This window comes from Streptomyces sp. NPDC006265 (genome assembly GCF_040613555.1).
Lineage (GTDB): Bacteria > Actinomycetota > Actinomycetes > Streptomycetales > Streptomycetaceae > Streptomyces.
This window is the reverse complement of record NZ_JBEXSH010001022.1, coordinates 1-2923: the sequence shown is the minus strand read 5'-3', so window position 1 is coordinate 2923 and position 2923 is coordinate 1. Positions and strand designations below refer to the sequence as shown.

General features: G+C 72.2%; 2 protein-coding genes. Both read left to right on the top strand.

What is annotated here, in order from left to right; all coding sequences use genetic code 11:
* A partial coding sequence (locus ABZ281_RS44535) for an NAD-dependent succinate-semialdehyde dehydrogenase (protein ID WP_356663998.1) occupies positions 1–1189 on the top strand: 1189 nt, incomplete at its 5' end.
* Between the two features lie 533 nt (positions 1190–1722).
* A partial coding sequence (locus tag ABZ281_RS44530) for a heavy metal translocating P-type ATPase (protein ID WP_356663996.1) occupies positions 1723–2923 on the top strand: 1201 nt, incomplete at its 3' end.

Here is a 2923-nt window from a genome sequence, read left to right as displayed (position 1 = left end):
GCTGGCCCACCTGATGACGTCGGAGATGGGCAAGCCGCTTGCCGAGGCCCGGGGGGAGGTGGCCTACGCGGCCGAGTTCTTCCGCTGGTTCTCCGAGGAGGCCGTGCGGATCGACGGTGGCTGCGGTGTGCTGCCCGACGGCCGGAACCGCATGCTGCTCTCCCGCCGCCCGGTCGGCCCCTGCCTGCTGATCACGCCGTGGAACTTCCCGCTGGCCATGGGCACCCGCAAGATCGGCCCTGCGATCGCGGCGGGCTGCACGATGATCCTCAAGCCCGCCCCGCAGACCCCGCTGTCCAGCCTCGCGCTGGCCGGAATCCTCAAGGAGGCGGGCCTGCCGGACGGGGTGCTGAACATCGTCACCACCTCCCGTGCCGGCGAGGTGTGCGAGCCGCTGCTGCGCGGCGGCCGGATCCGCAAGCTGTCCTTCACCGGTTCCACCGCGGTGGGCCGGCTGCTGCTCGCCCAGTGCGCCGACACCGTCGTACGCACCTCGATGGAGCTGGGCGGCAACGCGCCGTTCATCGTCTTCGACGACGCGGACCTGGACGTGGCCGTTGACGGGGCGATGGTCGCGAAGATGCGCAACATGGGGGAGGCCTGCACGGCCGCGAACCGCTTCTTCGTGCACCGGTCGGTGGCCGACGAATTCGGACGCCGACTCGCCCGGCGGATGGGCGCGCTCGTGGTGGGGCCCGGCACCCGCAACGGCGTGGACGTCGGCCCGCTGATCGACGCGGCCGGACGCACCAAGGTGGAGGAGTTGGTGGCCGACGCGGTGGAGCGGGGTGCCGAGGTGCTCGTGGGCGGCCGCCGGCCGGAAGGACCCGGCAACTTCTATCCGCCGACCGTGCTGGCCGGTGTCGACCCCACAAGCCGTCTGATGGACACGGAGATCTTCGGTCCGGTCGCCGCGATCCTCACCTTCGACGACGAGGACGAGGTCCTGCGCCGCGCCAACGACACGCCCTGGGGGCTGGTCGGTTACGTCTTCACCCAGGGGCTGGACCGGGGCCTGCGCGTCAGCGAAGGTCTGGAGGTGGGCATGGTCGGCCTGAACACCGGCCTCGTCTCCAACCCGGCTGCCCCGTTCGGCGGGGTCAAGCAGTCCGGACTCGGACGCGAGGGCGGCCGGGTCGGGATCGACGAGTTCCTGGAGTACCAGTACGTGGCCGTGCCCGTGCGCTAGGGCCCTTCTGATGGATCTCCGCGGCGTCGCGATGCCCGGCACGCTCCCCCAAGCTCTCGACTCCGCTCGAGCAGGGGGTACCCCCACTCGCCGCACCGGACAAAAGCCCTAGTAACTCCGCTACGAGGGCTTCCGCCCGGCACGCCGAGAGCACGCACCGAACACCGCTCCTTCCTCCACGGAGATCCATCAGAAGGGCCCTGGTGGTGGAGGGGGCACCGGTACGTCTCGGCCCTCCGAGCCGGGATCCTGGCCGGCACCGCGCTTCGGGAGGGCGGGGCCGGAGTCGCGCGTGGATCACGCGGACCGAACAGATCGACTGCGACTTCCACCGCGCCGGCCGGCGCGGAGTCCCCTTCTGCAACGGCACCGCGTGGTTCCTGCCGTTCGGCGGTGCCTACTACACGGCCAAGGACAGGCTGCGCTGCCCCCCGCACCCCAGGACGGAGCGGAGAGGGAATGAAGACATGAATCAGTCTTCATGTGTTCCTGTATGGTGAAGGGGCCACGCGCCCCCGCCAGAAGGACCCTCGATGACCTCCACGCTCACGCCGCAGCCGGTCGAGCGGGCGAAGCCCGCACGCACCCGCCCGGTGGCCCGGCGGCGTACCCGCGTCCTCGCCCTCCCCGAGGCGCGCTGGGCCGCCGCGGCCACCGTCCTCTTCCTGCTCGCGCTGCCCCTTCAGCTGACCGACGGCCCGGCCTGGACATGGGGACCGCTGTACGCCCTGTCGTACGTCACGGGCGGCTGGGAGCCGGGATGGGAGGGGCTCAAGGCCCTCAAGGACCGCACGCTCGACGTGGACCTGCTGATGGTCGTCGCCGCGCTGGGTGCCGCCGCGATCGGGCAGGTCATGGACGGCGCCCTGCTCATCGTCATCTTCGCCACCTCGGGCGCGTTGGAGGCACTGGCCACGGCCCGCACCGCCGACTCCGTCCGGGGGTTGCTCGACCTGGCCCCCGCCACGGCCACCCGTCTGAGCCCCGACGGCGGTGAACGGGCCGTCTCCGTGGAGGAATTGGCGGTCGGCGACCTCGTCCTCGTACGCCCCGGCGAGCGCGTCGGCGCCGACGGCCGGGTGCTGGACGGGGCGAGCGAGGTGGACCAGGCGACCATCACCGGCGAGCCGCTGCCCGTGCCGAAGGAGCGGGGCGACGAGGTCTTCGCGGGCACCCTCAACGGCACCGGCGCGCTGCGCGTCCGGGTCGAGCGCGACGCGTCCGACTCGGTGATCGCCCGCATCGTCCGCATGGTGCAGGAGGCGTCCGAGACGAAGGCGCCCACGCAGCTGTTCATCGAGAAGGTCGAACAGCGCTACTCACTGGGCATGGTGGCCGCGACCCTGGCCGTCTTCCTGGTGCCGCTCGCCTTCGGCGCGCAGCTCACCGACGCGCTGCTGCGCGCCATGACGTTCATGATCGTCGCCTCCCCGTGCGCGGTCGTGCTGGCCACCATGCCGCCCCTGCTGTCGGCCATCGCCAACGCCGGGCGGCACGGCGTGCTGGTGAAGTCGGCCGTGGTGATGGAGCGGCTCGGCCAGGTGGACGCGGTCGCCCTGGACAAGACCGGCACGCTCACCGAGGGGAGCCCACGGGTCACCGACGTGCGGCCACTGCCCGGATCCGGCCTGGACAAGGGCGAGTTGCTGACACTGGCGGCCGCCGCCGAGCGGCCCAGTGAGCACCCGCTGGCCCGGGCGGTGGTGGACGCCGCCCGCGAGCGCGGCCTCGACC